The organism is Nitrospiria bacterium (assembly GCA_035517655.1).
GTDB lineage: Bacteria > Nitrospirota > Nitrospiria > JACQBZ01 > JACQBZ01 > JACQBZ01.
The window spans coordinates 1-26,470 of sequence record DATIYJ010000059.1; the positions used below are offsets into that span (position 1 = coordinate 1).

25 protein-coding genes are annotated in these 26,470 nt (G+C 61.1%); 14 read left to right on the forward strand and 11 right to left on the reverse strand.

Annotated elements, in window-relative coordinates; genetic code table 11:
• The coding region (locus VLY20_10865; protein HUK57148.1) for a hypothetical protein at nt 1-296 on the reverse strand (296 nt) is incomplete at its 3' end.
• 613 nt (nt 297-909) lie between these two features.
• Between VLY20_10865 and VLY20_10870 the strand changes: the two genes are divergently transcribed.
• Both VLY20_10870 and VLY20_10875 read left to right on the forward strand, forming a co-directional pair.
• On the forward strand, nt 910-1,332 hold the full coding sequence (locus tag VLY20_10870; protein HUK57149.1) for a hypothetical protein: 423 nt from the start codon (nt 910-912) through the stop codon (nt 1,330-1,332).
• 230 nt (nt 1,333-1,562) lie between these two features.
• Complete coding sequence (locus tag VLY20_10875; GenBank protein ID HUK57150.1) at nt 1,563-1,766, forward strand: cold-shock protein; 204 nt, start codon at nt 1,563-1,565, stop codon at nt 1,764-1,766.
• A 114-nt stretch (nt 1,767-1,880) separates the two neighbouring features.
• On the opposite strand, the gene VLY20_10880 is transcribed toward VLY20_10875, so the two are convergent.
• The 5 genes from VLY20_10880 to VLY20_10900 form a co-directional block, all read right to left on the reverse strand.
• Complete coding sequence (locus VLY20_10880) at nt 1,881-3,308, reverse strand: esterase-like activity of phytase family protein (protein HUK57151.1); 1,428 nt, start codon at nt 3,306-3,308, stop codon at nt 1,881-1,883.
• Nucleotides 3,309-3,456: 148 nt separating this feature from the next.
• Nucleotides 3,457-3,798 (reverse strand): P-II family nitrogen regulator, encoded by a 342-nt coding sequence (locus tag VLY20_10885; protein ID HUK57152.1) that lies wholly within the window; start codon nt 3,796-3,798, stop codon nt 3,457-3,459.
• A 35-nt stretch (nt 3,799-3,833) separates the two neighbouring features.
• Nucleotides 3,834-6,947: a DUF2309 domain-containing protein gene (locus VLY20_10890; GenBank protein HUK57153.1), complete on the reverse strand. Its 3,114-nt coding sequence runs from the start codon at nt 6,945-6,947 to the stop codon at nt 3,834-3,836.
• Complete coding sequence (locus tag VLY20_10895; protein HUK57154.1) at nt 6,935-9,580, reverse strand: proton-conducting transporter membrane subunit; 2,646 nt, start codon at nt 9,578-9,580, stop codon at nt 6,935-6,937. The genes VLY20_10890 and VLY20_10895 overlap by 13 nt, the downstream gene beginning before the upstream one ends.
• Before the next feature lie 149 nt (nt 9,581-9,729).
• A complete protein-coding gene (locus tag VLY20_10900; GenBank protein HUK57155.1) occupies nt 9,730-10,107 on the reverse strand; it encodes a DUF2294 domain-containing protein in 378 nt (125 codons plus the stop codon).
• A 178-nt stretch (nt 10,108-10,285) separates the two neighbouring features.
• Here VLY20_10900 and VLY20_10905 point away from each other — a divergent pair, with 178 nt between their 5' ends.
• From VLY20_10905 to metF, 7 genes are all read left to right on the forward strand, one after another.
• Complete coding sequence (locus tag VLY20_10905; protein HUK57156.1) at nt 10,286-11,971, forward strand: CPBP family intramembrane glutamic endopeptidase; 1,686 nt, start codon at nt 10,286-10,288, stop codon at nt 11,969-11,971.
• A gap of 143 nt (nt 11,972-12,114) precedes the next feature.
• On the forward strand, nt 12,115-13,539 hold the full coding sequence (gene leuC / locus VLY20_10910) for a 3-isopropylmalate dehydratase large subunit (GenBank protein ID HUK57157.1): 1,425 nt from the start codon (nt 12,115-12,117) through the stop codon (nt 13,537-13,539).
• Between the two features lie 71 nt (nt 13,540-13,610).
• The gene (gene leuD / locus VLY20_10915; GenBank protein ID HUK57158.1) at nt 13,611-14,222 is read left to right on the forward strand and encodes a 3-isopropylmalate dehydratase small subunit; all 612 of its coding nucleotides are present in this window, start codon (nt 13,611-13,613) and stop codon (nt 14,220-14,222) included.
• Nucleotides 14,223-14,293: 71 nt separating this feature from the next.
• Nucleotides 14,294-14,851: a hypothetical protein gene (locus tag VLY20_10920; GenBank protein HUK57159.1), complete on the forward strand. Its 558-nt coding sequence runs from the start codon at nt 14,294-14,296 to the stop codon at nt 14,849-14,851.
• Between the two features lie 11 nt (nt 14,852-14,862).
• Nucleotides 14,863-15,081 carry an amino acid transport protein gene (locus tag VLY20_10925; protein HUK57160.1) on the forward strand — a complete coding sequence of 73 codons (219 nt, stop codon included), beginning with the start codon at nt 14,863-14,865 and terminating at the stop codon, nt 15,079-15,081.
• 4 nt (nt 15,082-15,085) lie between these two features.
• On the forward strand, nt 15,086-15,700 hold the full coding sequence (locus tag VLY20_10930; GenBank protein ID HUK57161.1) for a methyltransferase domain-containing protein: 615 nt from the start codon (nt 15,086-15,088) through the stop codon (nt 15,698-15,700).
• A gap of 137 nt (nt 15,701-15,837) precedes the next feature.
• Nucleotides 15,838-16,704, forward strand: a complete 867-nt coding sequence (metF, locus tag VLY20_10935; GenBank protein HUK57162.1) for a methylenetetrahydrofolate reductase [NAD(P)H] — start codon at nt 15,838-15,840, stop codon at nt 16,702-16,704.
• Nucleotides 16,705-17,107: 403 nt separating this feature from the next.
• Here metF and VLY20_10940 read toward each other — a convergent pair whose 3' ends face one another.
• Entirely contained in the window at nt 17,108-17,500 is a 393-nt protein-coding gene (locus VLY20_10940) for a hypothetical protein (protein ID HUK57163.1), read from the reverse strand.
• 436 nt (nt 17,501-17,936) lie between these two features.
• Here VLY20_10940 and VLY20_10945 point away from each other — a divergent pair, with 436 nt between their 5' ends.
• Both VLY20_10945 and VLY20_10950 read left to right on the forward strand, forming a co-directional pair.
• Nucleotides 17,937-18,155, forward strand: a complete 219-nt coding sequence (locus VLY20_10945) for a BrnA antitoxin family protein (protein HUK57164.1) — start codon at nt 17,937-17,939, stop codon at nt 18,153-18,155.
• Nucleotides 18,143-18,829: a methyltransferase domain-containing protein gene (locus tag VLY20_10950; GenBank protein ID HUK57165.1), complete on the forward strand. Its 687-nt coding sequence runs from the start codon at nt 18,143-18,145 to the stop codon at nt 18,827-18,829. Before VLY20_10945 ends, VLY20_10950 begins: the two co-directional genes overlap by 13 nt.
• A 180-nt stretch (nt 18,830-19,009) precedes the next feature.
• On the opposite strand, the gene VLY20_10955 is transcribed toward VLY20_10950, so the two are convergent.
• Nucleotides 19,010-21,577 (reverse strand): cation-translocating P-type ATPase, encoded by a 2,568-nt coding sequence (locus VLY20_10955; protein HUK57166.1) that lies wholly within the window; start codon nt 21,575-21,577, stop codon nt 19,010-19,012.
• A gap of 78 nt (nt 21,578-21,655) precedes the next feature.
• Between VLY20_10955 and VLY20_10960 the strand changes: the two genes are divergently transcribed.
• Complete coding sequence (locus VLY20_10960) at nt 21,656-22,027, forward strand: cupin domain-containing protein (GenBank protein HUK57167.1); 372 nt, start codon at nt 21,656-21,658, stop codon at nt 22,025-22,027.
• Nucleotides 22,028-22,322: 295 nt separating this feature from the next.
• Nucleotides 22,323-23,384 carry a hypothetical protein gene (locus VLY20_10965; protein ID HUK57168.1) on the forward strand — a complete coding sequence of 354 codons (1,062 nt, stop codon included), beginning with the start codon at nt 22,323-22,325 and terminating at the stop codon, nt 23,382-23,384.
• Between the two features lie 15 nt (nt 23,385-23,399).
• Here the strand turns inward: VLY20_10965 and VLY20_10970 are convergent, their stop codons facing one another.
• Nucleotides 23,400-23,600 (reverse strand): hypothetical protein, encoded by a 201-nt coding sequence (locus VLY20_10970; protein ID HUK57169.1) that lies wholly within the window; start codon nt 23,598-23,600, stop codon nt 23,400-23,402.
• Entirely contained in the window at nt 23,597-23,872 is a 276-nt protein-coding gene (locus tag VLY20_10975; GenBank protein HUK57170.1) for a hypothetical protein, read from the reverse strand. The genes VLY20_10970 and VLY20_10975 overlap by 4 nt, the downstream gene beginning before the upstream one ends.
• Nucleotides 23,873-24,029: 157 nt before the next feature.
• On the opposite strand from VLY20_10975, the gene VLY20_10980 reads away from it, so the two are divergent.
• Nucleotides 24,030-25,421 (forward strand): aldo/keto reductase, encoded by a 1,392-nt coding sequence (locus VLY20_10980; GenBank protein ID HUK57171.1) that lies wholly within the window; start codon nt 24,030-24,032, stop codon nt 25,419-25,421.
• 28 nt (nt 25,422-25,449) lie between these two features.
• Here VLY20_10980 and VLY20_10985 read toward each other — a convergent pair whose 3' ends face one another.
• On the reverse strand, nt 25,450-26,235 hold the full coding sequence (locus VLY20_10985) for an OmpA family protein (GenBank protein ID HUK57172.1): 786 nt from the start codon (nt 26,233-26,235) through the stop codon (nt 25,450-25,452).
• Nucleotides 26,236-26,470 lie beyond the last annotated feature (235 nt).

The following is a 26,470-nucleotide window of genomic DNA, read 5'->3' on the forward strand; positions in this document are numbered from 1 at the left end:
GAGCTGCCATGGTCTGGCAATGAGGAATCCCAAGCCACCTTACCATTGATCAAAACCTCCTTCATCGGAGGATTTATACGAAGGATGTACTCAACAGCTTCGGCAAGTTCATTGCTTGTGGACCTGTTAAACGATTGGTGAATTCTATTTGCGAATTCGGTCCAGTCGGGCCTTATTTGATTTTGGTCACCTTGTGCAAATCCCGCGTGTTTCAACGCATACTCAAATCGAGCGAACACCAGAAAAAATTTAAGCAGTAAATCTTTGTCCACACGGACTTCACTTAAATTTTGCATGATGGCGGCTTAGCTCCACTGATCGCGTAGAAATAGCCGAGGGACGGTGATTATTAGGGCCAGAGTACTTTTCTCATCTCAGGGTAGTTCCCCACTCTCCCGAAGATTTTAGAGTGACATGGCAAAAACAGAAATTTGCAGGAGGTAGGGTGAAAGTTGTTCCGGAAATTCTCATCCCTGCAATGCATACGGCGGCCTCGCGGCGGTGCCTGGATCAAATTAAGATTATGCAGTCACTTGGCAGGACAGATGGGCGGAGTATACTAAAAACGCCTTAAAAGGACAAGCATGTACGGGGGCCTATCTTAGAAATTCCGGGCGAACACAGGGGGTTCGCCCCTACGAAACCACCCTCCCGGCCCCTATATATATAATGATGCAGACTCAATATATTCGTCCTTTTGATCGATTATTTCACCCCGTCTTTCCCTGAAAAATATCCGGCACGGTGGTTTTCTATTGAACCCAAATGCGCCGTTTCGGTTTAGAAATTGGTTTAATCAACTGATTAAGGTGTATAGTGGAGGGTGAGGCCGAGCGTGAACGCGACAGCCGGCGGGATCATGAGCGTGGCGTCCCGTCCATTGAAACCCAACGATCCGGGAGGCGACAGATGAAAATTACGGCCATGCTTCTGGCCAATGCGGCCAACAGTACGGGCGACGGAAGGATCAACCTGCTCGGCGCGGGGTTTGATCAATGGCCCCGGAAGCAGTTTCCGTCGAAAGCCGAAGTGACCGTATTTCTAAGAATTGAAATTCTTTCCACGGAGGCCGGGACCCACGCCATCGCGCTTGATCTGATCAATGGGGACGGCCAGGAGGTCATTCCGAGAATACAGGGCATGTTCACCATTCCCAGCGGTCCTCCCTTCTATCGATACCTGAATCTGACCTACAATCTGAGATTCGAATTTCCCTCCCCCGGTGAATATAGCTTCCGCGCGGTGATTAACGGGAGGGACGAATCGTCCTGTCCAATCCGGGCCGTTCTTATTCCGGCCGAAAGTGTTTCCGAGCCGCCGCCTCAGAACTAGCCGACCCAACGACCGGGGCGGCGGGGGTCGCCGTTTAAGCCGGGTCTATAGGTGAAATAAATTAGTTGACTTGTCCGGTATCTTTCTGTTAGATTAACGCCAGCTTTGTTTCGGGAGTTTTGAAGGTCTGATGAACCGCAGAGTCTTTCACAAGGCCCTGCGGTTTTTTTATGTCGCTTTCATAGAATCTGAAGTAAGGCGAATATTATAAGAAGGGGGGGATTAACAAGATGGCAAAAGGAAAAGTAAAGTGGTTCAATGCCGGCAAAGGCTTTGGATTCATCGAGCAGGAATCGGGCGGAGATGTTTTCGTCCATTTCTCAGCGATCCAGGACGAAGGCTATAAGTCGCTTGACGAGGGCCAAGCCGTGGAATTTGAAGTGACCCAGGGACCGAAAGGCGCCCAGGCCACGAACGTCGTTAAGATTCAGTAAACCCGACGCATAAACGAAAAGGCCTCCCGATTTCGGTCGGGAGGCCTTTTTTGTTTTCTCCTTAAATGCCGGAGGCCGCGATCAAGTCAGCGGGAAGGCCGCCGGTCGTCCCCCTCAACGATGGTCGCCGTGGTCGTCCCCCTGCCCGTGCGCTTCCTTGAACATTTGAGGGACATAATCCGGCAGGTCGTTGTCGTCGAAGGCAAACACATAGAACTGGTTCGGGTTGGCGATCATCCCGCGCGTCGGATCGCCCGGGAGTTTGAGCGGATCGGCGATGACGGCGAGGAAGTCGTTGTCGTTGGCGACGTACAAGGTATGCTTGGTCACGCCGTTGACGACCACGTCCTGGCCGAAGGTCACGCCCTCCAGCTTGGACGGGATCAAATAGCTGTCGATGCCGGCGGCATCGAGCTTGGCCACCACGTCGAGGAACAGCGTCTTGCCGACGGCAAAGCTTGACAGGTCCCCGCTCAAGGCGGTCACGTCCTGGACGCCGTTGAGATCGATCAGGAACAACTCCTTGACCTTGGCCGCGGAGGCCGTATCGGTGAGCAGGGGCGTATCGGCCATGCCGTTGCCGTCCCGTTCGTCCACCAGGAACTGGTGATTGTTGACGGCCACGATGTCGCTTACGCCCGATCCGTCCGTGAGAAGATAGGCGTACTCGTGGACCGCGCCGCTCTTGATGTCGATGGCGACGATGCGCAGGCTCTTTTTCTTGTCCTGTTCCAGGTTGGCTTGCATGATCCCCACGAGCGTCTTGCCGTCCGGCGTGAGCGCCAAGCCCTCCATGCCCTTATTGGCGATCCGGCCGATGGTATTACCGGAAATCTCCGCGGCGCCCTGGGAGCTCAGATGGCTGACCGCCAGGTTGTCGGGAAGGGCGAAGGACCGCACGCGCTTTCCGGTCGAACGGTCGAATTGGTAGACATAGGGGCCGTATTCGTCGGAGATGAAGACGCTGTCGCCGTCCCGGGACACGCGGATGCTTTCAGGATCGAGTCGGGCATCGCTGGGATCGGTCGAAAGCTGTGTCGGATCGAAATTGTCCGAACGGCCGGTAAAATAAAACGTGTGGTTCACGGCGTTCAAGCCGGGCGCGCCGCTGCCCAGACCCAGGCCGGACCCGGTGCCGTAGACCAGCGGTTTCGGGCTCGACAACAGCGTGGTGTCGGTCAGCATGGGGGTCAGCGTGAAAGGCAGGTCCGACCCGGGGTCGCTTGGGGCCAGGCTGAAGTTGAAGGTTTGGAAACGGGCGATAAAGGACACGGTGTCGTCCACAAGGGAGTTGTAAGCATTGGCATTGGGCCCCCGGTCCGGGAGGGCGAGGAAGGTCGTCCCGCCGGCGTAGGCCAGGCCGGAACCGACCCCGCCGAGCCGGTTCCCTGGAACCCCGTTTTCCAGAGGAGCGGCCGTTTCCGTCGCGAAATCCTCGTAAGTGCCGCTCACCGACCCGATCGCGATGAGGTCGGTCGCATGGGCGGCGGGAGCGGACAGAAACGAAGCCATCAAAAGCGCCGTGATTTTCTTTTTGTTCATGAATGGGCCTCCTTGTCCATCGATGGATGAAGCGGGTCGCGCTTCCATTTGATTCGGCGTTACTATGCCAGATGAATGCGATGAAATGATCAAGACGGGGTTAAATGAATGTTAAATCTGGGGAGGAAACGGCGGCGGTCTTCTTATTTCACTTCTTCTCTTCCTTTCCGGTAAAGTATTCGGCGCGGCTGACGGCGACATCCGAGACGAACATCACGCCCGTGTAGCGGTCGAAAACCGGCTTCAGGCCGGCCAGGATCGGCTCGACCTTCTCCTTCGGCACGACCGTCATCAGCATCACCAGGCTGTCCATCTCGTTGAACATCGGGTGGGCGGTGTAAAAGCCGTGATGGCCTTTGCCCGAGATGTTGTGGATGATCGTGTAGCCGGTCGCCTTGATGGCATCCAAGAGATCGGTCGCGAATTTCACGTGCTCGCCCTGGAGGATGATCCGGATTTCCTTCATGGTATGTAGCGTGAGGCCGTCCATACGTCGCACTCCTTTCGATCAAGAGAGGTTGGTCTTCAGGGACGTCCCCCGCCGTTCGCGGGCCTCCATCCCTGCTTCGGAACATAGTCATAGAAGATTTTTCCTTCCGGGTCAAGCGCCGCGAGGCGGATCCATTCGTTGTCGTACAAATGCTGAAGGAAGCGGTGGCGTCCGACGACCCCGGCGATCCGGTCCCGGGGCGCCTCGATCAGGGTGAGCATGCGCAGCGGCTCGTGGAAGGGCCGCGGCCCGTTCATCACGGTCTGCCGGGCCAGCCCGGTGCGCAGATCGCTCTGGGGACCCGACATCACCCCGAAGCGGCCGACGACATTGTGATAAATTTTGCTTCCGCTGCCGTAGACCTCGGGATCCACCGTCGAAAAGTAATGCTCCATGTTGATCCATTGTCCGACGACCTGCGGGCCGGTCATCACGATCTCCAGCAGTCGGCCGGCCGGATCTTCCCGGTAATCGTAGGAATGGAGGAAGACCCGTCCCTCAAGATCGACCCCCCGGATCAGCTCGCGACGCCCGATGATGAAGGCCGCGTTGCCCGAGAGCCCCCATTCCGGCCGGACCTCGCTCCAGTCGCCGCTCCGCCGGCGGACCTCCCGCGCCGCCTTGGACGGCGGGAGGACGGATGCGATCTCCGGGAAGCGGCCGCACCGTTCCCGGCTGGTCCGGCGGCCGGCCTCTTCAAGGTCGCGGCTCAAACGGAGCAGGTCGTTGAGATGGGTGTGGGGAAGATCCTCGAGGTCAAAGATCCGGACGGCATCGGTCGTCGTGTCGTGCAGGCCCGCGATGAAATAGGTGTCCTGGGGAATCACGAGGCCGTTCCGCGCCAGCGCGTCGCGGACGACCGCTTTGTTGGCCATGGCCGCCAGGACCCGCGCGTTCGGCTTGCCCGCGTTGCCGCCGCAGGCGCCGCAGTCCAGCGCCGCCTCGTAGGGATTGTTGTCCGAGGTGCTTCCGTGGCCGCAGAAGAGGACGAGGCGGGCGAAGTTCCGGGTCAGTCCCATCATCCGGAGCGCGGTCTCGACCGTGAAGACCTGCTCGCCGGGCGTGAAGCCGATCCGCGTGATGCGCTCCATGCGGCCAAAGACGCCGCCCGGGTTGATCCGGTAGCGATCGCGCAAGGCCTGCACGAAGGCCGTTTCCTCCTCGGCGTTGAGCGATCCCTTCGGGGGATGCCGGCCGGAGACGGGTTCGCCGCCCGATTCATCCAGGGCCCGCTTCCGCAGAAACTCCAGCCGCTCGAGGGAGAGATTCAGATCGCGGTCGCCGAACCGCTCCTGCAGGGCCCGGCGGATGACGGCGCGCTGCTCGGCGGCCAGCATCTCCTCGACCTCCTCCCGCAACAGCTTGTCCACGGTCATGGCGGTGGCGACCGTCGGCACGAAGATGCGCCGGAGCGCATCGGTCCAGTTCCGGTACCAGGCGGTGAAGACCGTCTTGCCGACCAAGGGCAGACCGTAAAACCAGCCCAGCGACTCCACCGCGACATAGGGCGTCACGACATTTTCCTTCAGATCATGCAAAAGGGTATACCCGGCTTCCACGAGCCTCGCCCGGGCCCGGTGTCGGGCCAGGAACTCGCCCTGATAGGTCCGGGGAGTCTCGCGCACCGAGTTTTTGGCCTTCATGATCACGGGAAACTGATCCGTCTCGTGACGGCTGCCGTGGGCCCGATAGCGGATAAAAACGCTGAAGAAGCCGGCGAGGCCGAAGGTGTGATAATCCCCGACGGCCTCCAGGTGGCGCCGGAAGGATTCGGACCGAACGTCGAGGCAGAAGACCGCCTGGGACTGCGGGCGGACGGGCGGGTGGCCGCCTTCGGCCGCCGCATGCGGACCGGCCGCATTGGGCAGGAGCTTGTCGACGAGCCGTTCCCGATAGCCGGCCTCGAACGCCTTGAGCCAGACGGGGCCGTGGTCCGATTCCGGAAACGCATCGATCCAGTCGATCAAAACCTTCAAATCATCCGGCGCGGTTTCCATCAAGACGGCGGGATCGATCGCAAGCGCCTCGGCAAGCGCCTTCAGCCGCCACGCGGCCATCAGAGGGGCTCGCGTCGCCCCCTCACGCGGGCTTTGCGCGCCGGGATTCCCGCGTTTTTGCATCTCGGCCGCAATGGCGCCGATCGTCCCGTCGATCCCGAGCCCTTCCCGGCAGGCCTGCCGCACCAGCTCCCGCTCATACCAGACCCGCACCGCGAGGTACTGCACGAGATCGGCGGGATAGACCTGCTGCCACGCATAGTCGCTCTGGTCCGAACGCCATTTGATGAACCCGGCCCAGCCGGGCAGCGCGGCCAGATGGTGGGAGAGATAGTCGGGCCAGGCCGCCGACGGGATCCCGAGCGCGTCGAGAGATTCCAGCAGCGCGTCTTCCGGCGCGGCCGGGAGGCGGGCGAGTTTTCGCCGGCTGTCCGGGATCGCGCAGGGGGACCATTCCTGTTCGGCCAGATATTTCCAGGCGCCGTAGAATCCCTTCTCCCGGCCGGGCATCGGCCAGGCCGCATGGTCTTCGTCCAGAAAGGCCTCGCACCATTTGATCAATTCCCGGTTGACTTGATCGGTGATCTGCGTGCCGAGGGCGCGGTCGCACCAGTCCGCCAGCGTCGAACTCCGGCCGATGGACGCGTGGGCCTCGGGGCGCTCCCGAAGCTCCGGCGGCTTCAGCGCGGGCGCGAGATGACCGGCCAGCGCGGCGATACGTAACCGATCGGGGCTGCGGGCGGTCCAGGCGTCGAGCGCGGCTTCCTCCGAGGCGGGCGCGGGGGCCCGGAGGCCCCGCGTCAGATGGGCCCGGAGAACCTCGGCATGGCCGACCTCCCGCCCGCCCAGCGCCACCTTCTTGTCGCCCGCCAGCGGCTTGAGCGCGGCGTCGAGCTGCTGCGGAAGAATCCGGCCCGAGCGGAAATAGTCCCGGAAAAGTTCGTTGGAGAGATAGCCGTTTCCCCCCAGAAGCCGCCGGCCGCGCCGGACGGCCTCTTCGAAATGGAGGTCTTCCAGTCCATGCAGCGGATTGTGATGGACAAAGTTGCGCATGGGCCAGTACGGGGCGACGATCTCGCCGGCGATCAAGATCACCCCCCGGAGTCGCATCCGCTGGGTATCGTTGTACGCGGCCGTCTTCATGGGTTCCATGATTTAAACTCCAGGGCCGCATGATAGCCTTTCGTCAGCGCATCGGGGGCAAAGAATCCGCTCGGCGCGAGGCCCAGGCCGATCAGCGCCCCCAGCACGATCACGAAGAAGACGACTTCGCTTGCGCGCAGATCTTCATAAAAGATGTCCGGCCGATGGGGACCGAACAGGAGTCGTTGCATCATCCGGAACAGGTACCACGACGCCGCAAACCAGGCGAGCAGGACGACCGGCAGAGCCCCCGGCATTCCGATCGACGGAGCGACAGAGGGGGTGAGCAGCATCGCCATGAAACCGGAAAACAGGCCGAAGGGCGGCATACCCACGGCTCCCATCACGAGCAAGCCCAGCAGCGCGGCGAAGCGGGGCATCGGCCGGGCCAGCCCCCCGATCCCGCCGATCTCCTGATCACCGCCGAGATCGCCGTAGCGCGCCTCCAGGCGATGCAAGGCGTAGATGAGGCCGCCGGTGACGAGCGCCGCCGAGCCGGCGTAGACGGCCGCCGGGGGCGTCGCGCTTCCGGCGAAGGACAGATACCACCACAGCATTGAAAAGAGGGCGAGACCGGTATAGGCCGGCATGCGCTTCGGCTTGTCCTGCACCATGGCCTTGAACGATCCATAGAGGGCGCCGACCAGGGCCAGCCGGCCCATGCCTCCGAGGAGCTCCGGGGGCAGATCGGGAAGCAGGCCGACCAGCCCGTAGTACCCCGCAAGCGGCAGCAGGACGGCGAGGGGCACGGACCCGTATCCCGGCAGCCGGGTCAGCGCGGCGATATAGATCCCGTGCAGCGGAAAGAGGGGAAGCATGAGGGCCGTCGCAACAAACAGCGCGAGGGTCGCCGCGGGCAGATTCGCCGCACGGGCGGCCGCGGGCAGAACCAGGCCCGCCGCGATCAGAGCCAGAAGGGGCGCGAAGAGCCGGCTCCGATCCAGCCTGCGGGCCGCGCGGGCGAAGCCCCGGCCGAGCCGAAAAAAAAGGGCGTCCATGTAGAGGCGGTTCATGAAGAAGAGATAGAAGCGGACCTGCAGTCCGCCGACCCATTCCGGCATCCGGATCGATCGTCCATGGCTCTTCGCGTAGAGGAAGATCCAGCCCAGGATGACGAAGAGGGCCGTCGCCGCGACCAGTCCGTCGAACAGTCCCGCCGACAGGGAGGCGGCCCGGAAATACGCGGCCACCTCGCCCGGCGCCGGGTAAAGGAAATAGGTAAAGGCCTCCGCCGCGAGCAGATAGGTCGAGACGACCAGGAGCAGCGTCAGAAGCATGAGCGCCGCCACCTTTCGCGAGGCGACCGCCCGTAAACGATAGAGCGTCAGAATGGCCTGGGAAGAGGTGACCCAGCTGAAGAAGAGGAAGATCACGACCCCCTGCGAGTCCCGGAAGGTGATGTTGAGCACGCCGTGCGCGGCCAGCAGGATGATCAGCGGGAGGATGAGCGTCGTGGCGAAGCCGGTCAGCCAGGTCAGGAGCGCAAAGCCCGTCTCCCCCGCCGTTGCGTCGTCGGGATTCCTGGACGGCGGGAGCCTCGGGTCAAGCCGGGCCGCGTGGATCACATGGCCGCAGTTGAGGAAGATCGTGGCCTTGAACAGCCCGTGCGCGATCAGATGAAAGACCGCCAGCGCGAAGGCTCCCAGGCCGCACTCCATGATCATGTAGCCCATCTGACCGATGGTGGAATAGCCCAGTGTTTTTTTGATGTCGTTCTGGGCCAGCATCATCAAGGCCCCTAGAAGGGACGTGAGAAGACCGACGGCGAAAACCAGGTGCAGCGTGGGAGGGCTGAGGCCGTAGAGCGGGGCGAGACGGTTTAAGAGGAAGCCGCCGGCGTTGATGATCCCGGCGTGCAGGAGGGCATGGACCGGCGTCGGCGCGTAGAGGGAATCGGGCAGCCACATATGCAGGGGAAACTGGGCCGACTTGCTCATGGCCCCGATAAAAATCAGGAGCGTGACGACGGTGGCGGCGCCGACTTCGATCCCGCTGTCCGGCCCGAAGAGCGAAAACGTGACCGGATCCTCCGCGGCCCGGCGGAAGAGCGGGTCGAAATCCAGCGTGCCGTAGAGACCGTAGGCCAGGATGATTCCGGCCAGAAAGGCGACATCCCCCAGTCGAAGGATCGTAAAGGTCCGGAAGGCGCCCTTCACGGTGGGCGGATGCGCATAGTTATAGGCCAGCAGGCTGAGCAGCCAGCTTAGGAGCTGCCAGAAGAGAAAGAGCATCAAGAGATTGGCGCTGGAGACCATGCAGAGAAGCACAAAAACGGTGAGGGCCAGCAGCGTGTGGAACCGGGCTCGCCCGCGCTCGGACTGCATGTAGCGAACGGAATAAAGATAGATCAGGCTGCCGATTCCGGTGATCAGCGCCATCATCACCGCGGCCAGCCGGTCGATCGAGAGCTCGAAATCGACCAGGCTGCTCCAGGGCGACGGAAAGAGCGAAATGCGGATCGGGTCATGGCCCGGCGCCGCCACTTCGTGAAGGACCCAAACCGCAAGCCCGAATGCGGCGGCCTGGACCAGCCCCCCGATCCAATAGACCTTCCGGCCGATCCACGCTCCCGGCAGGGCGGTCAGAAGGGCCGCGGCCAGAGGCGCGAGCAGTATGAGCAAAGGATAATCGCGGAGCATCATCGCCAGGCGTCACCGTGTCAACATAAAAAAAGCCGACCCGTTGAATTCAGAGTCGGCTTACAGCCCGACCGATCCTACCGGGCAGGATCCCTCGGGCCATCTTCCATTTCTGCAATCGATCTTATTGAACACCCGGCGGTGCCGCGAGGTCAAGTATTATTATTGCGGTAACGCTCCTCCAGATTGTCGCTCAGCGTGAAAATGATGACCCGCTCCCCCGTTTTTGTGCTGATATCGGTGTGAAGGCTCTGCACCTTAAGCCCGGTAATTCCTTCGATCACTTCGCTCAGCAATCCCCGGGCCTGCTCCAAGAGATTGGAGCGTATTTCCTTGATCAGATCCGTCCCTTTCTGGTTCTTGGCCAGTTGTTGTTCGGCCGGCGTCAGCACCCCCTTCAGGCGCACCAGGACGATGTCGTCGATGATGCAGGTCTTGGTCTCCTTTGGGCCCCGACCCATGTAATCCTTTTCAAATTGAATCAGGGCGTTGCTGATTTCGGACTCAACCTGTCCCTTGGTTCGTTTCATCCACGCGCTCCGGTCCAAAGCGTATCCACGCTCGGTGTCGTCATTATAATGAAATCGATCCTGATGCGCAACCGCAACAAACCGAAACGAAAAACCCACTTTCGAGTAGGGCGATTCGGATTGACGGTCGTCAACGGCGTGATACACTTAAAGCAAGCCTTTCCGGAGCATCGATCCGATGAAGTTCGCTTTTGAAAAAAAAGACCTTTCCATCGTTTTTCTGGCGATCCTGGCCCTGTTCGTCTTTCTGAAGTTTTACAATGAAGCCTCTCCGACCGCTTCGATGAACTCCCACGTTTCAAGATACCATGCCATACGCGCGGCGCGGCAGTACCTTGAACAGCAGGGCTTCCATCTGGACGGCTACGTCGAAACCGTCCTGTTTTCCGAGGACAGCGACGCCGGACTCTATATCCAGAGAACGTTGGGAATGGACCGATTTAATCATCTTGTGCAAGGGCTTCCGCTCCGGTACTGGAAGGTCCGGTTCTTCAAGGAACTTCAGTATGAAGAGTTCAAGGTTTTTGTAAATCCGCAAGGCCGAATCATTGCGTTTAACCACTATATTTCCGAGGACGCGCAGGGCGCCCGGCTCAAACAAGACCGGGCTCTAAAGATCGCGGAAGCCTTTGTGCAAAAGCAGGAGGGCGTCGATTTTTCGAATTATGACCTGATCAACGCCTCGACCAAGGCCAGAGATAAACGGACCGATCATTTCTTTACCTGGAAGGCCTCCACCCCCTTTCTCGGAGACGCCAAATTGTTGATGACCATCGGCATTCACGGCGACGTGGTGGACGGCTATGAGCAGACCGTTGACGTTCCGGAAAAATTCACCGAGCTGTCCGACGGAGAAAGCGCGAAGGGAGAACTTCTCGCAAGGCTGAGCGGTCTGTTGACGGTATTCCTCTCCCTGGCGGCGCTGGTCATTTTTCTGACCCATCATAAATACAGGACCATCCCCTGGAAAGGCGCCTTGTTCCTGGCCCTGGCCATGGTGACAGCCAAGGTTCTTCAGGAGATCAACGCCGTTCCCAACATCCGGTCTTCTTATTCCACCGACTCCCCCCTGTACACGTTTTGGGGCGGATGGATTTTCGACACAATCGAATCGACCATTTGGTCGGGCGTCGTGACCTTTCTGTTCGCCGTCGCCGGATGGGCCGTCGGCCAGGAAGTCTTCAAGGTGAAGCGCGTGGATCAGGTCACCGGAAGGCGCGGCTGGCTTTCCCGGGACTTTACACGGGCCTTGTTCATGGGCTACCTGCTGGCGTCGATCAGCCTGGGTTACATGACGGTTTTCTATCTGGTCGGACAACGCTACTTCGGTGTCTGGTCGCCCGTTCCCAGCAGTTATTCCAATATGCTGGGCACCTGGCTTCCCTTTCTCGATCCCATCACCAACGCGTTTCGGTCGTCCGTCTCGGAGGAATTGATCTACCGGTTCTTCGCGATCGCCCTGATGATCAAATACCTTCGGTCGCGGGCCCTGGCCCTCTTCATCCCGGCCTTGATCTGGGCGTTCGCGCACTCGGATTACACCGTCCTGCCCTTTTATACCCGGGGGATCGAATTGACGGTGGACGGTCTCATCTCGGGCTATTTCTTCATTCGCTACGGTCTGATTACCGTCGTCGTGGCCCACTACGTGTTCGACGCCGTCATCATGGGAATGCCGCTGCTCCAATCGTCCAATTTGTATTTCTTCGGGTCCGGAATGGCCGGAGTGGGCGTGATGGCCGTCCCCATTATCTTGAGCCTGGCCGGATCGATCCGAAGAAGACCGTCTCACCCTGCGATCGGACATCAACATCGGTCGGAGGAGAGATCGTTAATCATCTCATCCACCCATATCCGAAAATAAATCCGCCGGGCGGGCTTCCACCCCTTCCCCGGCTTGCCCGACGCGGGGCGTCCGGCCCCCGACCCATGAATTGGGGGCTTGCCCTCGCACCGGATTCTGTGCAAAAATAGGAGCGCCACAAAGGATCATTACGGGATAAGATCATGAAACCGAAAACGATGTTCGAGAAAATCTGGGAGGCCCATGTCGTTCACGAGGAGGCGGGCCGGCCGACCCTGATCTATATCGACCGCCACCTGGTGCACGAGGTCACGTCCCCCCAGGCCTTCGAAGGTCTTCGCCTGGCCGGCCGGCCCGTCCGCCGGCCCGAACTGACCTTCGCCACCATGGACCACAACGTTCCGACCACCGATCGTTCGATTCCCGTGCAAGACGCGATCTCGGCCCAACAGATGGACACCCTCGTCCGGAACTGCAGGGAGTTCGGGGTCACGCTGTTCGACCTAGGCAGCCCCGACCAGGGGATCGTCCACGTCATCGGGCCGGAGCTGGGCCTGACCCTGCCCGGCCAGACGCTCGTCTGCGGCGACAGCCACACCTCGACTCACGGCGCCTTCGGGGCGCTGGCGTTCGGGATCGGCACCAGCGAAGTGGAGCACGTGCTGGCGACCCAGTGCCTGCTTCAGGACAAACCCCAAACCTTTAAGATCGAGGTGAACGGGTCCCGGCCGTACGGCGTGGAGGCGAAGGACATCATCCTTTCGATCATCGGCCGGATCGGGACCGACGGAGGCACGGGCCATGTGATCGAGTACGCCGGGGAGACGATCCGGCGGCTTTCGATGGAAGAGCGGATGACGATCTGCAATATGTCGATCGAAGGAGGCGCCCGCGCCGGGATGATCGCGCCCGACCGGAAGACGTTCGAATACCTCCGGGGCCGACGCTACGCCCCGGCCTCCGCCGGTGGCGGATTCGAGGCGGCCGTGAAACGATGGGAGCGGTTGCCGACCGACGCCGGCGCGCGGTTCGACCGCGTTCTGGAAGTCGACGCGGCCCATCTGACGCCGCAGGTCACCTGGGGCACCAATCCCGGTCAGGTCGTCTCGATCGACGCCCGCGTTCCGACCCCGTCCGAATTTTCGGATTCCAACGCGAGGAAATCGGCCGAGCGGGCGCTGGACTACATGGGGCTGAGGGCCGGAACGGCGATGACCGATATCCCGATCGACCGGGTCTTCATCGGCTCGTGCACCAATTCCCGAATCGAAGACCTCCGGCGCGTCGCCCGATTCGTGCAGGGCCGGAGGGTGGCGTCCGCCGTCTACGCGATGGTGGTGCCAGGCTCGCAGCAGGTGAAAAAACAGGCCGAGGAGGAAGGATTGGACCGGATCTTCAAGGAGGCCGGATTCGACTGGCGCGAGTCGGGCTGCTCGATGTGCCTGGGCATGAACCCCGATACCTTGAAACCCGGGGAGCGGTGCGTCTCGACGTCCAACCGCAACTTCGAGGGCCGCCAGGGCAAGGGCGGCCGCACGCACCTGGTCGGCCCGATCATGGCGGCCGCGGCGGCGGTCGAAGGGCGGCTGGTGGACGTGCGGCAGTATGATTTAAAAGACGAAAGGTAGGGGCGAATCTTGTATTCGCCCTAATCTAATCCGGGCGATCACGAGGATCGCCCCTACAACGCGTGTGAACCATGGAACCGTTTAAAAAACATGCCGGAATCGCGACGCTGCTCGACCTCCCCAATGTCGACACGGATCAAATTATTCCCAAACAGTTTTTAAAGCGGATCGAGCGGACCGGCTTCGGCCGCTTCCTTTTTTACGATTGGCGTTTCATGGAGGGGCAAGAGCCGAACCCGGACTTTGAGATGAACGCCGCCCGTTATCGTGGCGCGACGATTCTGGTCGCAAGGGCGAACTTCGGCTGCGGGTCGTCCCGGGAACACGCGCCCTGGGCCTTGCTGGATTACGGCTTCCGGTGCATCCTCGCGCCGTCCTTCGCGGACATTTTTTACAACAACTGCTTCAAAAACGGGATCCTGCCGGTCCGGCTGACGGAAGACCAGGTCGAAACGATTTTTCAACGCGTCCGCGGCACTCCCGGCTGTCAACTGACCGTGGACTTGGAGACGAAGAAGGTCGTGCTGGACAACCGCGTGGAGTTCGGTTTTCAGGTGGACGACTTTCGGCGGAACTGCCTGCTCAATGGGCTCGACGACATCGGCCTGACGCTCCGGTACGGAGACGAGATCCGGACCTATGAAACCCGCCACCCGGAAACGGCTCCACCCCCGGTCGGGTAAAAAAACCGTCGGAGGGCTTACCGATTCGAAACCGTCCGCCCACATCGATCGCCCTCATCGCCGCCGTTCTGTTGCCGGTCCTTTTGTCTTCCTGCATCATCGTCTACCGGGGCCTGCCGGCCCGGCCGATCGGGAAATCACCCCTGGTCAAATCCTACGATCTGCTCTCCTACCAGATCGCTCCGTTTCCGTTTCCGGACGAGGGAGGGGAGGCCGCCTTGTATTCGGTCTTCAACAATCAAACGCCGTTCGCAAATACGGCGGCCGTCTCGGCGATGCCCCTGAACGGGGTGTATTGCCGGGTGGATGTGATATGGAAACGACCGGCTTGGACGACCGAAGTCTTTCATTATCTCTCCCTGCTGACCCTGACGGCGCTGCCGTCCTGGAACGTCCGGGAGACCTACGTCGTTCGCTATCGGCTGTTTGTCGACGGCGACGAGCGGAAAACGTTCGAATATAAAATCATGCGGAAATCGGGACTCTGGCTGGGTCTGCTGCCGGTGAGCTGGATGAACTGGCTCACCTATTCCCAGGCCGACGTCTTCGAGTCCACGACGTTGCAGTTTTTTGAAGACGCCAAGCCGATCTTCTCGACGCTTGGACCCCGGGAATTGATCATCAACTGATCCGGACCCCCATGGAATTCGACACCCTCAATTTGTTCCTGAACGTCCTGTTCAGCGCGATCGGCCTCGGCTATTTTGTCTACGGAAAACGCCAACGGCAGGGTCCCGCGCTGCTCGCGGGCCTGCTTCTGATGATTTATCCTTACTTCGTTTCAAACACCCTCGGCATTGTGGGCGCGGGCCTGACGCTGATCGCCGCCCCGTTTCTGGCCAAACGCATGGGCTGGTAGAGGCGTGATCCAAGAGGAAATCCGCGATAAGTACGACCGGATCGCCCCCTGGTACGATTGGATGGAGGGGCTGCTGGAGGTTCTGGGAGTCGGAAGGCTCCGGCGGGGATTATTGGCGCGAGCCTCCGGAAAGGTTCTCGAAGTCGCGGCCGGAACGGGCAAGAATCTGCCCTACTACCCCAGTGGCTGCGCGATCACGGCGGTGGACATGAGTCCGGCCATGCTTAAGATCGCACGACGACGGGCGGGGCGGCTGGGATTGAACGTCGTGTTTCGGATCATGAACGCCGAACGGCTGGACTTTCCGGACCGGCATTTTGACACGGTCGCGTCCTCGCTTTCGACATGCACCTTTCCCGATCCGGTATCGGCGTTGCGGGAGATGGCCCGGGTCTGCCGGCCTGACGGCCGCATCCTGCTGCTGGAGCACGGCCGCAGCGACCGCGGCTGGCTCGGCCGCTGGCAGGACCGGCGCGCGCCGCGCCATGCCGAAATGCTGGGCTGTCGGTGGAACCGTGAACCGCTCGACCTCGTCCAACAGGCCGGGCTGCGCCTGATCGCCCATCGACGTCTCCTTTTCGGTGTCCTTCACGTGATCGAGGCGATGCCCGAAAAGTAGACGCGCGCACGGCCCTTCATTTTTTCCCTTGGCATCGTTTCGCGTTTAGGCTACTCTTACCCGCAGATTGAATCGGCGAAGGAGGATCGGATCCGCATGGAGATCGAATATCGGATGAAAGAGAGCGGCGCGGGGCGATGAAGGTTCGGGACTGCTTTGACGGTCGGAAGCCGGTCTTCTCCTTTGAGTTTTTTCTGCCGAAGACGCCGGAGGGGATGGTCCAATTTAAATCGACCGTCCGGGATCTGAAGCGGCTTTCGCCCTCCTTCGTCACCCTGACCTACGGCGCCGGCGGATCGGGCCGCGAGCGGACGATCGAGACGGCCGGGATGATCCAGAACGAGCTGGGACTCACGACCGTCGCCCACCTGACCTGCATCGCCCACACCCGGACCGAGATCGAGGCCGTCGTCGAGAAGATCCGGGCGTCCGGCATCGAGAATATCATGGCGCTCCGGGGCGATCCGCCGCGGGAGGGCCTTCTCCTTCCCGAAAACCGGCGGGATTACCGGCACGCGGTGGATCTCGTCCGTCACATCCGGAAGATGGACGGCTTTTGCATCGGCATCGCCGGCTATCCCGAAAAACATCCCGAGGCCCTCTCGATGGAGGACGACCTGAGGCATCTGAAGGAAAAGGCGGAGGCCGGAGCGGACTTCATCACGACCCAGTTGTTCTTCGACAACGCCGATTATTTCCGGTTTGTCGAAAAAGTACGGGCGCTGGGGATCAGGCAGCCGGTCCTGCCGGGCCTGATGCCGATCACGAATTACGGCCAGCTGCAAAAATTCGCGGCGATGTGCGGCGCGCGCATCCCGGCCGAGCTCGCCGGGGCGCTGGAGACCCGGCAGAGCGATCCGGAGCACGTGATCCGCTACGGAATCGACTGGACGCACCGCCAGGCCCGCGATCTGCTGGACCGGGGCGCGCCCGGCATTCATTTTTATACGTTGAACAAATCCCGTTCGACCGAAATGATCCTGTCCCGGCTGCTTGAACGGTAAAGATTTTTTGCGGGGGCATCTTGCAAAACGGCTCTCCGGCTGGTAAAATTTAGTTCGAATAGGTCTTGTCTGGTTTTTAGGGGAGTCACTCCTCCCCGAGTCTCCCGGTCAGCGGGAGGCGGCTCACCGGCCCGGCAGCGGCGGCTTGATCGGTGGGACGGGCGGACCTGGGTCCGGCCCGGCGCGGTTGGGCGCCGATGGAAGGAGGTGGTCCAGTGGGCAGTTGTATTAACCCTACGGCGAGTGAGGTGGCAGCGTCCTAGCTCGACAGCCATTGAGGTGACGACTGGGATGTACTCCCCAGGGCCACCAGACCCGGAAGCGCGGACGTCGTAGCCGCTTTAGGATGAAGAATCCGCTTCCGGGTTTTCTTTTTCCCAGCATCCGTCGCGGAGGTTTTAATTCATCCCGCTCTACCCGCATTGGTTTTGTACTCGATGACAAGGATGTCATTCACAAACAGAATCGTGTTGATAAAGGCAAGGTCGTTACACGCTCGGTTAAATGGCTTATCTCCCTGACCCTCTGGATACTTTTTGGACCGATATTTATCAGGAAGAATGAGAACTCCGAAATCCACGAGAGGCTTCCCATTCTTGCGTCGTTTGTGCCCGATAATAAATTTCACAATGTCGAGGAGAATGGTTGTTGTCTTTGTTTTCTCGACCTCAATCGCTATCCGAGTTTTTGAATTATAGAAATCAACCTTGTGTCGGCTTCCTGGTCTTATCTTGCTCTTAGTATTCTGAAACAAAGAAACGTTGCGTTCGTATCCAAGCCGACCGAGTTCATTCACCAGAGTATCGTCAAGCTTTGAGCTAGAGTCCAGTCGCCTGCAGGCTTGTTGGACCGCCCGGATAATTTTCTTCCTTTCCTTATCCGGAAATGTCTTCCGCTTTTTGAAGCCTAACTCGTTTAGCGTTATAAACTTCGTAGTGTAACGATTCCCTGATTCTTATATGGCCCTCGCGATTGTCTTGCGAGCCCCAACGAGGGCAGCATGACAATTTTGCTGTGACGAGCCAATCATTATCCAGTGGCCGTAAAGGTGTCAACGAAAAAAACACCAATAATATATCAAGACCCATCCTGCCCGCTTGGGTTAAGCTTCATTTTGAATCACTATATAATAGTCCCATGTCAGACAAGGACGCATCGCGGAAAAATTTAACAACTTCCCCGCCTCACCGGGACCCGGCGGGCATCTCTAATTTGACTCGACAGGTGCCGCCATGAGAGCGTATTATGATTTCTCGAAGATGAAGGGCGAAAAAAACCCCTACGCTTCCAGACTGAAACAACCCATTACGATTCGTCTGGATAAAGCGACGGTGTCCTACTTCAAGGCGCTGGCCAACGAGATCGGCATGCCCTACCAAAATCTTATCAACCTGTACTTGCGGGACTGTGCCTTGCGCCACAAGAAGCTTGCGCTCAAATGGGCATCATAAAGAAGAGTCGGACCAAACATTATCCTCATATCGGCCGCAAGGAGAAGGTTCCGGACGCGGCGTTCTGGGCCGAGTTATACCGTATCGGGGACACCGGCTGGGATCAGGGCGGGCCGTCGCCGGGGCTGTTGGATTTTTTGAAAGACGATTTAAGTGCGCAGCATGCTGCGCCCTTACGGACGGGTCGCGCATTGGTTCCGGGCTGCGGACACGGGCATGACGCCCGCGCGCTCGCGGCGGCCGGTTTTGATGTGACCGGTCTGGATGTGGTCGAGTTTGCCGTCCGGGAAGCCGCGCGGAGGGCCGGCGCGGAGGGATTAAAGAAGATCCGTTTTGTACAAGCCGATTTTCTGAATCCGCCCGCCCGTCTCCGCGGGCCCTACGATCTTATCTTTGAAAATACTTTTTTTTGCGCGATCGATCCGGACCACCGGGATCGCTACGTTGAATCGGCCGCGAGCCTCCTGAAGCCGGGCGGCTTTCTTCTCGGTGTCTTCTACACCATCCGGCCCGAGACCGGCCCGCCCTTCGGCGCGACGCGCGAAGAGCTGGTCGAACGTTTCGGCCGGCGCTTCACGCTGATCATGGACCGCGTCCCGCGATCCATCTCCCGTCGCGAGGGCAAAGAACTCCTGATGCTCTGGCGGCGAAAGAACTCATCCAAACGATTTTAATCCTGCTCCGTCGGCGGGTCCTGTCCTTCGGCAGCCCCATCCGTCCTCACTTCCTCCGCTCCAAAAGATTTACGGGGAATCCCACGAAAAAAACCCTTGGCCTTTCCGCTGCGGGCGGATGGGGCGCCCCGCCTGCGGCCACCCGCCGAGTGTCACTCTAAAAAGATCATTGTAGTAGTTTTAATTTTTGGACCGCCTCCGCCGTCCGTTGAACAACTTCAGCGCCTCGAACCAGAGAACGCCGCTTGCCCCGGCCGCCAGGCCGATCGCCGCGTCGACCGGATGCAACGGCGCGAAATGGAACAGGCCGCGCAGGAAGGGCATGTAGAACACGAGCCCTAGAAAGACCAGCGCGCCGCCGACCACCCACCAGAGCGCCGGGCTCGGCGCACGGAGCGTTTCCGGAATGGTGCGGGACCAGGAACGGTTGGTGAAGATCAGGCCGAGATTGGCGATGACCAGCGTGGTAAAGACCAAGGCGCGGGCGTCCGGCTCGCTTTGTCCGCGATTAAGGCTCGCGCCATAGACCGCCAGGGTGATCAACAGCACGATCACGCCCTGCAAAAGACTCAACCCCACAACCCGGCCGCCGAACAACGGCTCGGCCGGATCTCGGGGAGGACGGGTCATCAGATCGGCCTCTTCCGGCGTCGCCTCGAAGACGATTGAGCAGGCCGGGTCGATAATCAATTCCAGGAACATGATATGGACCGGAAAAAAAACGAGCGGCCAACCGGCCATCAGGGGAAGCAGCGACAGACCGGCGATCGGGACATGGATCGCCAGGATATAGGCCGTCGCCTTCCGTAGATTGTCGAAGATGCGGCGGCCGAGCTTGACCGCCTGGACGATCGACCCGAAGTCGTCGTCCAGAAGCACCAGCGCGGAGGCCTCGCGGGCCACGTCGGTGCCGCGGCCTCCCATGGCGATCCCGATATGCGCCGACTTCAGGGCCGGCGCGTCGTTCACCCCGTCGCCCGTCATCGCCACCACCTCGCCGTTCGCCTTGAAACCCTCGACCAGCCGCAACTTTTGCTCCGGCAGGATACGTGCAAAGACATTCACCGTCTTGATCCGCTCCCGAAGCTCGGGAGGGCCCATCCGTTCCAACTCATCCCCCGTGAGGATCCCGTCGATGCTTTCCAGTCCGATCTGTCGCGCGATCGCGCGGGCCGTGCCCGGATAATCCCCGGTGATCATGACGACCCGTATCCCGGCCGTGAGGCATTCCCGAAGCGCATCGGGAACGGACGGGCGGATCGGATCGGACAACCCGACCAATCCAAGAAAAGTATACTCAAAATCGTGCTGCTGCTTCGGCCAATCCGACCCTTCAAAGGAGGCTTTGGCCACGCCGAGCACCCGGAGACCGTCGTCCGCCATCGCGCCGACCCGCCGCGACAGTTCCTCCCTCCGGCCCGGATCAAAATGGCAAAGGTCGGCGATCGCCTCGGGCGACCCTTTGGCCGCGATGACGTATTCGTCGCGACCGGGCGCTTTCCAGACGTGCGACAGCGCCAGCAGTTCGGAGGTCAGGGAATATTCCCGGACCAAGGCCCAGTCCCGGTGAAGACGCCCGGTGCGGGCGAGGGACCGGTCGCCCAGCTCCCGCAACGCCTTCTCCATCGGATCGGAGGACTCGGGCTCGCTCGCGAGGAGGCTGAACTCCAGAACCTCGTGGAAGGCCTCGGGCAACAGTCCCTCCGGCTCCCCGACTTCGCCGGTCTCGCCTTTCGAGAAGATCCGACGGACCGCCATCCGGTTCTGGGTCAGCGTCCCGGTCTTGTCCACGCAAAGGACCGTCACCGCGCCCAGCGTCTCGACCGTCGAGACGCGTCGGGTGAGAACCCGGTGCCGGGAAATCCGCCAGGCCCCGATGGCCAGGAAAACGGCCAACACCACCGGAAACTCCTCCGGCAGCAGCGCCATCGCCAGCGTGATCCCGGCCAGCAATCCGTTCAGCCAGTTCCCCTTCGTGACCCCGTATAAAATAATGACGAATACGCAGAGGGAAAGGCCGATGAAGGCCAGGTTCCGAACCCACCGCGCGGTCTCTTTCTTTAGCGGGGTTTCCTCCGTTTCAACGTTCTCCAAGGCCTTGCCGATTTTTCCGATTTCGCTCCGCGCGCCGGTCGCGCGGACCCGCGCGACTCCCTGGCCCTGGACCAGCAGCGTGCCGGAGTACACGAACGGCAGGTCGTCTCCGCCGGGACGGGGCATCTCCATGACGCCGTCCCAGGCGGTCTTGCGGACCGGGACCGATTCGCCCGTCAGCAACGATTCGTCCGCCCGAAGGTCGTGGGCCGACAGAAGCACGGCGTCGGCCGGGACACGGTCCCCTTCGGACAGCACCAGCAGATCGCCGCGCACCACTTCCCGGCCGGCGATGCGCCGCCGCGAACCGTCCCGGACGACCAGCGCCCGGGGGCTCGACAGATCACGCAGCGCCTCCAGCGCCCGCTCCGTCTTGCGCTCCTGATAGAGGGTGATGCCGATGACGACCCCGACGAACGCGAGCAGCATCAGCGCCTCGCCGCGATCGCCCAGGAGCAGGTAGATCAAGCCGGCGGCCGCCAGCAGAATAAAAATCGGCTGCCGCACGATCTCGAACGCGATCACCGCAACGCCGCGACGCTTCGTCGAGGGAAGTTCGTTGTAGCCTTCCTCCCTCAAGCGGTCGGCGGCCTCCTTGTCGGAAAGCCCGCGAAGCGCTTTGATGTCAAGCGGATCCTCTTGAATGACGGTCACCTCCCGCCCGGTTCGTGCCTATAATACACGAACGGACTCTTGCACATCCATACTCGAACCGGGTATGCTGTAGATCCGATGGCCCGCGTTGCGGAGGACCCGATTTTGAACCCGTCTTCCTATCATGAAACCCTTCCCGGCAACGTCCAGGTTCTGCGCTGGCCCCATGCCCGGCCGCTCCCGGAAGAGGAAATCCGGCGCTTCTTCGACGCCCGGAATCGGCCGCACAGCCGGTGGTCCAACGGACCGGGCGATCGATACGAGGCGCATGTTCATCCCTATCGCAAGACCCTTTTCTGCGTGGAAGGAAGCATCGTCTTTTCGCTTCCGGATACCGGACGGGACGTGGAGCTTCATCCCGGCGACCGGCTGATCCTCCCGGCCGGCACGCGACACGCCGCGACCGTCGGCCCCCGGGGCGTTACCTGCATCGAGGCCGCGGAACATTAACACAAACCTATTATTCGAGATACAGCCGGCGTGTGGCCGAAGGCGGAGCGGCATGTCACAGTCGCCGGTTGGGACTAGGCCCTTCGGCTCCAACGGCTTTCGTTTGACCCGGCTAAGGCTCGGCCGCTCAATTTTCCGAAAGGGCTCTGCGGAAAATTGTCCCTGACGGGCCGCGCCCTTCGCCAAGCCGCGTGCCCAAACGCAAGCCGAGTCGCCTCTCGGGCCCAGCCCCAACCGGCCGGCGTGATAAGTCGAATGTCGTTTGTACTCGCATAACGAATACGGAGTCCCGCAGATGCGCGAGCGGCGATGGGAATCAAGAGCGGGTTTTCAGTTTAGCGACGTGACGGCGCTCGGCGGGCGACTGGCCCGTCTCGGGCTGAGGCCGGCGACGCCGGAAAAAGAGATCATCGTCTACGTCGAGGAATGGACGGTGCCGGCCCCCGGAGAAATCAACCGGCTTTCGGCCTGGTCGAAGGAGGACGTCACGCTGGTCCACGTCCGCGAGGGCTGGCGGGGGGATTTTTTCCTTCTGGCCGGCGGGTACCACACCCTCTTTCAACGCCACGCGGAATCGGGAACGTACTGCTCCGTCAGCCATCCCTGGCAAATGCAGGGGCGCTGGCTCGTCCATCACCCGCGCGGAATGTTCTGGGTCGGGTTCCGCGACCGGCATGCCTTCATCCGCGTGCGTCTTCATACCACGGAGGTGATCACGCCGGACGAGACGCGCGAGGACGACCGGCGCGACCTTTGGACGTCCGAGCGCCGACTCGCTTTTCAATCAGCCATCGCGCTCCTGGACCTGCCGATCGAAACCGACCTGAAAAACGGGAAGGTCCTCTTGCAGGCGACCGAGCCGACCGCGGCGCTGCTCTGTTCCTGGCCCGACGCGTTCGGACCCTGCCAATTCGAATACAACGGACCCGACACGTTCGAGTTTCTCGTGCCGGCCGGACGCCTGGCCGCCACCTGCGGCGGGGAAGCGGTCACGGTCCGCGCCTACCTGACGGGATTTTCCGAGCCGGCGCTCAAAGACTTTGAAACGACCGGGCCGGGGGCGCGATACGCGTACCGGTGTTCCGTCCACGCTCAACTGCAGGACCTGCCGGAACTCCTCTCGGTGATCCGGCCGGACGGACGGCTCTACACGACGCTCTGCGAGTTTCAGACCCGCGAGCTTTATCCATCCATGGAAAGCGCGTGGGTCATTATCGGCGCGGTGGGGACGGACGACGGCTATGCGATCGAGGCCCGGCTGAACCGCGCGCCGCTCCCGGAGAACGAAATGGACGGCTGGCTTGAAACGCTTTTGGGTTTTCCGATGACCTACGCCCCGCTTCCGCCTTTCGCGTGACGGGACCGATCCCGTTTAATCGGAGCCGAAATCGAACTCGGCCGGCGTAATGTTGTACCGCAGTTCCAGATCGTGCGTCTCGATCAAGGTGTTCGCGGCCTCCTGCCCCATCTCGGACTTCACCTGATCCAGAATCCGCTCGATCACCGAAACCGCGGCGGGACCGTAGGCTTTCGAGGCCGACTCGATCTGCGCCCCGGCTTCATCCAGCGTCATGCATCCGCTCCGCGTGATCGATCGTTGAGGTAAATATCAAAAAAGGCCTCGACGCTGTGCTGCAATTTGTCCCGGATCTCCCGCTTCGTCCCGCTGATGGTGTGAAGCGCCATCTCCCCCGTCGTGCCGTCCGGAAGCTTCACCGGGACATGCGGATGCCCCCCTTCCGGTCCGATCCCCCGGTCGATTCTCATCCCGTAGCAAAGCGTGTACTGGGGTGAGACCAGTTTCAGATGGGAATCCTGCTTGCTCTTGCGTTTTTTCTTCGGCATCTTAGGCCCGCCGGGTTCCTCCCTGTTTAAGGCGATGGGGAGGGGCGGTTTCTTCATTGTACTAAGAATGGACGGCGAGAACAAGCCGGGGGTGATTTGGATCTTGCGCCGCGATGGATCAACCCGGTATGCTTGAAGCCATGACACGGAGCCGAAAATGACCGATTCGATCTTGCGCCCGCTGGGCCGGACGGGGCTCTTCGCCTATCCGCTCGGCTTCGGATGCTATCGCATCGCCGAAGGCCAGCCCGTTCACGAGGCCGCGTTGCGGGCCTATCTGGACCGCGGCGGGAATTTGATCGACACGAGCGCCAATTACACCGACGGCCAGTCCGAACGGCTCGTCGGCCGCGTGATCAAGGATTACGCGCGGGATCGTCCGATCGTCGTGACGAAGGGCGGCTACATCCAAGGCGAAAACATGGCGCTGGCGAAGTCGCGTTCCTTCCCCGAAGTGGTGGCCTACGCCGACGGCCTCTGGCATTGCATCCATCCCGAATTTTTGGAGACCCAGATCCGTCTTTCATGCGAGCGGCTCCAGGTTGATACGATCGACGTCTACCTCCTGCACAATCCGGAATATTATTTGTCGCGGATCGCCCGCCACGGCACGATCACCCCGGCCGATCACGACGAGTTCTATCGCCGCATCCGGGAAGCATTCCGTTTTCTGGAAGAAAAAGTCCGTTCGGGAAAAATCCGCTGGTACGGGATCAGCTCGAACAACTACGGCCTGCCCCCGTCGGACCCGACGATGACCAGCGTCTCGCGCTGTCTTGCGGCCGCGCGGGAAATCGCCGGGGATCATCATTTCGGCATTGTCCAGCTTCCGATGAATCTCTTCGAGTCGGGCGGCGCGCTGGAGAAAAATAACGACGGTCAAAGCGTCCTGGAATTCTGTCGAGCCAACGGCATCGGGGTGCTCGTGAACCGCCCGCTCAACGCTTTCTCAAGAAGCCAGATGATCCGGCTGGCCGACTTTGCGCCGCCCGGCTCTTCGCCGGCGGGGCCGGAGCGGATCCCGACGATGCTGGAGCCGCTTCGCCGTCACGAGCGCAAATTCTCCGAACGGTTCACCGGCTCGAAAGATCCGGAAGTCGGAGCGGCCGAGATGCTCGAGGAGATCATCCCCAGGCTTAAGTCTCCGGCGCATCTGGAGCAGGCGGTCGGTCCTTACATCATCGAGCCGATCAAGAACTGGCTGGGGCCGGCCCAGCGGGAGTTCGGCTCCCGGCCGGACTGGAACGAATGGCAGAAGGAGTTCGTGGAGTTGGTCAACGGACTGTTCGAGGAGATCGGCCGGTATATCGCCTCGCAGCAGCAGGGAACGTCCGACGCCGTGCGGCGACGGCTGGTCGAGGCCGGCTATCCGAACGGCGCCTCCCCCGAAACGCTCAGCCGGATGGCCGTCCGGGTCCTGCTCTCGCTGCCCGGACTGTCCTGCGCCTTGGTCGGAATGCGCCGTCCCGAATACGTTCAGGACCTGATGGATGCGCCGTCCCGGCCTCCGGCGCCGGGCCGGGAAATTTTAGGCCGGTTTCAATCGTAGGGCGCGCCGACGCCCCGCGCGTCGCGCTTTATTTCACTTCGTTCAACACCCCATGAATATCCGAGGGCACCAGGACGATCTCGATCCGCCGGTTCTCGGCCCGGCCCTCGGGCGTGTCGTTGCCGGCGATCGGCCGGAACTCGCCGTATCCCGCGGCGACGAGCTTCGCGCCGTCCACCCCTCCTTCATCCTGCAGAAACCGGAGGACGTTCGTGGCCCGCTGCGTCGAGAGCTCCCAGTTCGTGGGGAATTTCTGTCGGAGCGACCCCCCGATCGGGACGTTGTCCGTGAACCCTTCGATCCGGATGTCCTTGTCCTTGACGTCCTTCAGGATGTTGCCGACCTTCTTCAGCACCTCCTGGCCCTGCGGCTTCACCTCGGCCCGGCCGGAATCGAACAGGATCTTTTCAACCAGGTTGACCGTCAGCTTGTCCCGCATCTGGGTCACCTTGATCTCGCCCTTCTCGATCTCGCCCTTGAGGTCCTTGACGAGGCTCTCGTAGGTGCCCTTCAGCTGCTGGATCTCGGCGTCTTTCTGCGCCGCGATCTCGGCCGACTGCTGCTGAAGCTGCGTCAGTTTTTCATTAAGGGACGCGATCTGCGTCTCGGCGTTCTGTTTCTCCTGACGGAGCGCCGCGAGATCCTTGTCCAGGCCGTCCTTCTGGGCCTGGAGCGCGGCGAGCTCCTGCCGCAGCGTTTCCTGCTCGGCCTTGGACGACGTCTCCAGGGCCCGATACTTCGACGATGAAACGCAGCCGGAAAGGAACAGGACGGCAACGATCCAAACGGTGATACAGCGCTTTGATCGATTCATGACGGCACCTCCTCGTGGGACGGATGAACGACAACGAACCGGCTTAAAATGTACACCATGGACGCCGGGATCGTCAAATCGGATTCACTCTTCCACGACAAGAATGAAGCCGCGGTTCACGTAGACGATCGAGTCGGGCCGGAACAGGGGGAAAAACCGGACGGGTTGATTGAAGTAATCCTTGACGCGCGAAGAATCTTCGGGAAGATTGACGAAGATGTCCGCCTGAATCTTC